The organism is Endozoicomonas sp. YOMI1 (genome assembly GCF_024606345.1).
Taxonomy (GTDB): domain Bacteria; phylum Pseudomonadota; class Gammaproteobacteria; order Pseudomonadales; family Endozoicomonadaceae; genus Endozoicomonas.
The window spans coordinates 1-5268 of record NZ_JAHHPM010000165.1 but is presented as its reverse complement, the minus strand read 5'-3'; the positions used below and the strand labels follow the sequence as shown (position 1 = coordinate 5268).

The following is a 5268-nucleotide window of genomic DNA, read 5'->3' as shown; positions in this document are numbered from 1 at the left end:
AAAAGGAAGAGAAAAAACAGCCAGTAATCTCTTCCCTTCGATCATGACTCAAGAAACGTTTTTATCTTTGTACTGTTTGGTGCTTTTCTGGAGGTGACCGGGGCGGGTAAGTTCTTTATTGATCTGGCCTTTGCCATTGCCGACAAAGTTTTGGAACTTTTCCGGTTGTTTGCAATCAATCAAACAGCAAAAAGTAACGGAATAGCCTGATCTATGATTTCTTCAGCAGCCCAATTTGGTGAACTGCACGTGCAAGCACCACCAGGCAAAGATATACGTTGTCCCATCTGCCTGGATTCCTTTCATGGTCGTGAAGTAGCTGCTGTTGTCGTCAAGACTCAATGTGGACATTACTTCGATCTGGAATGTATCTCTAAAGTTTTGGATGATCAGCTTGTCCTCTCACGCTCGTGTTCGGTATGTCGGCAAAATCCGTTGCCGTTGGTGCGGGTAGCGGGTGCCCGTATCTATGAAGACTCCCCCTATTGCGAAGATCTGCCGTTACAAGCCTGCAAAACCGGTGACGTGGAGACGTTACGAACATTGTTGAAGCTGGATAATGACATTGCCCGGAGGACCTTCAGATCTGCAGTTACAGGAGAAAAATTATATTTGCTGCACATCGTCGCCCAGAATGGCCATCTCCACTGTCTGCAAGCCCTGATTGATGCCGGGGCGAATCTCAACGTCACCCGTGCTTCAGGAGTCAACACGCTGTACATCGCTGCCCAGAGTTTCAACAATGCCTGCCTGCAACCCCTGATTGATTTCGGGGCGGATCTCAACGCCGCCCGGATTACAGGAAGCACCCCGTTGCACGTTGCTGTCTGGGTGAATAACATCGCCGGCCTGCAAATCCTGATCAATGCCGGGGCGAATCTCAACGCCGCCCGGACCTCGGGAGCCACCGCGCTGTACATGGCTGCCCAGCAGGGGTACCTCGCCTGCCTGCAAGCCCTGATCGATGGTGGGGCGGATCTCAATGCCGCCCGGACTATGGATGGTGCCACGCCGCTGTTCGTGGCTGCACAAAATGGTAACCTCGCCTGCCTGCAAGCCCTGATCGATGCCGGGGCGGATCTCAACGCTGCCCGCACTTCGGATGGTGCCACTCCGCTGTCCATCGCTGCCAGGAAGAACAAACAGGCCTGCTATCGAGCCCTGAGAAATGCCGGGGCGGATCGCAATGCCGCCGGACTACGGCAAAGGACGGAGACCGTAAAAAGAAAGCAGGTGTAGTCCGGCCGCAATGGAGCAACTCTAAACACTAACACTGGTGTGCCCTCAGCAATAGGTGGGCATGTTTGTCCCTTGTCCTGACACACCATAAATGGAGTGAACCTAATAATCATTTTGAGGTCAAACTGCGGTATTTAAAGTCCACGCATGCAGGGTTTTATTTGAAAGCAACGGCATCAACCTACTCCCACCCAAAGCTTGCTGGCCGTGTTGAACAGCAAGCCGGTTCAAACGGGACGCCAAAACACTTTAGAAGTACATTTAACGGCAAAAGAGTCTCTAACCATCAGTCTTATAGCGGTACAGCCACCAACCTGGATGAATGCAAACGTATTGAGGATGCTTTTTGGCAAAAAAAAATGTTACAAGGACGTCAAATCACTACGGCTTGTGTGATTGCAGCCTACGGAAATGATAGAACCTCTCTTAGACCTGGCTTCTTCCTGCAAAATCTCTGCTTAAAGAATATTCTACATGGCAATAGAAAAGTCACCCCGGATCAGGTTATTCAAGAGTTCAACCGGGCGCCAGATCGAAATAATAAGTGCAAATTAGCGATAGCGCGCTTCAAGGCGGAATGTTGCCTGAGGGGGATGACGTTGAAAGGCCTTCGGGTCACACCGGATGAGGTGGTTAAGGATTATCGGGCAGCCAATGCGAAACTGGAGCTGGCGCGCTTTAAGGAGAAATGTTGCCTGAGGGGGCTGGCGTTGAATGGCCGACAGGTCACACCGGATGCGGTGGTTAAGGATTTCCCGGATAGTCCGGAAGGTAAACTGGCTCTGAGGCGCTTTAAGGAGCAATGTTGCCTGAGGGGGCTGGCATTGAATGGCCAACAGGTCACACCGGAGGCGGTGGTTAAGGATTATCAGGCAGCCAAAGCAACACTGGAGCTATTGCGCTTTGAGGAAAAATGTTGCCTGAGGGGCCTGGCGCTGAATGGCCGACAGGTCACACCGGATACAGTAATTAAGGGCTATCAGACAGCCAGGGCAAGGCTGGAGCAAGCGCGATTTAAGGAACTGTGTTGCCTGAGTGAACTGCCGCTGAATGGCCAGCTGGTCACTGCGGATGACGTGGTTAAGGACTATCGGGCAGCCAACGCAGTACTCGAGCTGGGGCGCCTTAAAGCGGAATGTTTCTTGAGGGGCCTGTTGCTGAATGGCCAGCTGGTCACAGCGGATGCGGTGGTTAAGGGTTTCCCGGATAGTCCGGAAGGCAGACTGGGAATAGCGCACTTCAAATTGGAATGTTGCCTGAGGGGCTTGATGTTGAATGGCCATCAGGTCACACCGGAGGCGGTGGTTAAGGATTTCCCGGATACTCCGGAAGGCAAACTGGGGATGACGCGCTTTAAAGAACAATGTTGCCTGAGGGGCCTCAAGCTGAATGGGTACCAGGTCACACCGGAGGCGGTGGTTAAGGATTACCAGTCAGCCAGAGCAACACTGGAACTGGCACGCTTTAAAGCGGAATGTTGCCTGAGGGGGCTACCGCTGAATGGCCAGCAGGTCACACCGGAGGCGGTGGTTAGGGATTATCAGGCAGCCAACGCAATACTCGGCCTGGCGCGCTTTAAAGAACAATGTTGCCTGAGGGGCCTGGCGTTGAATGGCCGACAGGTGACACCGGATGCGGTGGGCAGTGATTATCAGGCAGCCAAAGCAACACTGGAGCTGGCACGCTTCAAGGCGGAATGCTGCCAGAGGAGGCTCCCGTGGAATGGCCAGCAGGTGATACCGGATGAGGTGGTCCGGGATTATCAGGCCCTCAAGGCAACACTGGAGCTGGCGCGGTTCAAGGCGGAATGTTGCCTGATGGGCGTGGCGTTGGATGACCAGCAGGTGAGACCGGATACGGTGGTTAAGGATTATGAACGGGGTGGTTGGTTGCTCGAACGCGCAATTTTTTATGCCCGGCTGGCATTGAATGCAAGAGAATTGAATGGCAACTATCTGGCTAACAGGGAAGTATTAGCAGCGTTTAATGAAGTCCCGGGGGATCAATCTTCAAGGAAAACCAGGTTTCTGATTCAAAGGCTGAAACAATCTCGGCGGTACGATAAAACCAACGAAGCTCAGGATTTGCTTCAAGAGGCCTGGCAAATCGTAAACAATGCATCGGTCAAAGATGATGAGCAACAGCGACTGCAATGTATATTGAAATTCATGGCTATGCAGCATGAGCTGCCAATTGACCATCAGAGAGTGTTAGCAGAACAGGTATTGCAATCCATCAAAATACTGAGGAACTCATTTCAGAACTCACGCCTGCATTTCTTTTTCCTGGCATACTGCTATATCAACAGCCAGCCTGTTAATGGACGACAAATTCATAAGGATCAGGTTTTGGAGTGTCTTCAGGGTTTTCCAGAAGTCAGCAAGCAGCGACATGCTTTAAGCTACTGGTTTGAACAATGCAGCTTCGAAGCCAACATAATGGATATACTGCTCAAACCGGAAGATGCCGTTGCCCCGGGGATTGATAGTCCGCACGGATACGCAACCTCTGCCAGTCAGGATACGGCTTCTGTTGCCGTTGGTACAGAGTACCTCCATGAACAGAGTACCAACAACGCCTGGTCTGGCTGTTTGCCCAGCGGTGGTTACAGGCATTCAGTCAATCACGTAAATAACGCCGGACATGGACATAGAGATCACCTCCCAGACGTGATCTCCGACCCAGACAACTCTGACCGAAGAGCAGCATCGGTAGAGGTATTCGTCGCTAATTCTGGCAGGGAAGGCCCATATCAGATCAGGGAGTACCGGGATGAAACAAAAAATACGTCCGTCACACGGGCAATTACCGCCAGTATGGCTCAAGCCCTGAAGCTGAAGCCATGGTCACGAACAGGCAGACTGGGTGTCCCGGACAAGCGGGGGCCGCAGTTAAATGCGCTAACGCTGAAAACACTGGAGATTATTCAGGAAGTCAACGGTTCTTATACCAATCCACCCCTTCTGGTTACCGGTTCATACTCTCGTTTTTTACAGAACCTCTGCTCAGTATTTAATGATATTGACATTATCTGCACGACAGAAGCGTCAGCCAGAGCACTCTTTGACAAGCTGCAGGCACTGAACACCGATAGGGATTCAGAAATCCCGAAAAACATCATCATCTCGCCAATCCCGGGATGTCAGGCGATTAAACTACCAAACGCCTACAATATTCATCTTAAAGACGGTGATTTGGGTATGAAAGCAATGGAGTTTCAGGTCAGTGTTGATGCCAGAGCAATCCATGAAAATGCAGAGCGATCGGCCGTCCAAGTTCCTGGCGTTGAGAGGCCGGTATGGTATTTGTCGTTTGCTGAAGAAACCAAACTAATGAACGATACGCTGGAATACCTTGCTGAGAACCTTGATCCGCTAACAGAGCAATTGCTAAAAGGGGAGGTATTTGAATTACCCCGAACCCTTATTTTTAACAACCCCCAAAACACTGGGGAGCGTGTTTATGGCTTGCTTATGCGCTCCCTGCTTACCCTGAATAAAGCCAGGCAGTTTATCGCTCTGCACTCTGAAAAAAAAACCGGAAAGCATGGCTGTTGGAATGACCAGCTTCAAGAAGAACAACAGCGCCTGCATACACTTACTGCGAATCTCCAAACGAAATTGAATAGCCATGTTTGCCGTCATGATTTTGAGCAAAGAGTAAACGACTGGCTATCGACAACTCACCATGTTAATGATTACCAGATCAAGAGGAAGGATTTTATCAAAGCACTGCTGGCGATGATGCATCCTGAATAAGTTGCGAAGCACTTCTCCTGTTATGTCTTTAGCAAGCCGATGATTTTAAACTCAGGTGTTCTTAATCCTTCAGCAGTGATGCCAGAAATTTAGCAAACGGCACAATATTCTTGTGCACACTGGCTGCTTCAAGTGCTTGCATGTACTCGTTACGCCTCTCAACCGGTACCACTGTCCAGGGGTATCCACCCGAAGCCATCATCAGGTTCAAAATGAAAAGGCTTGAGGTGTTTTTTGGGTGAAAGACTTTGCCCACGAATCTTGTAGCAAT

2 protein-coding genes are annotated in these 5268 nt (G+C 50.6%); both read left to right on the top strand.

The genetic code is table 11. The features are described from left to right. The first annotated feature begins 213 nt into the window (after window positions 1-213). Window positions 214-1239 (top strand): ankyrin repeat domain-containing protein, encoded by a 1026-nt coding sequence (locus KDK15_RS05800; protein WP_257294419.1) that lies wholly within the window; start codon window positions 214-216, stop codon window positions 1237-1239. 161 nt (window positions 1240-1400) lie between these two features. Next, window positions 1401-4997, top strand: a complete 3597-nt coding sequence (locus KDK15_RS05795) for a hypothetical protein (protein ID WP_257294418.1) — start codon at window positions 1401-1403, stop codon at window positions 4995-4997. Window positions 4998-5268 lie beyond the last annotated feature (271 nt).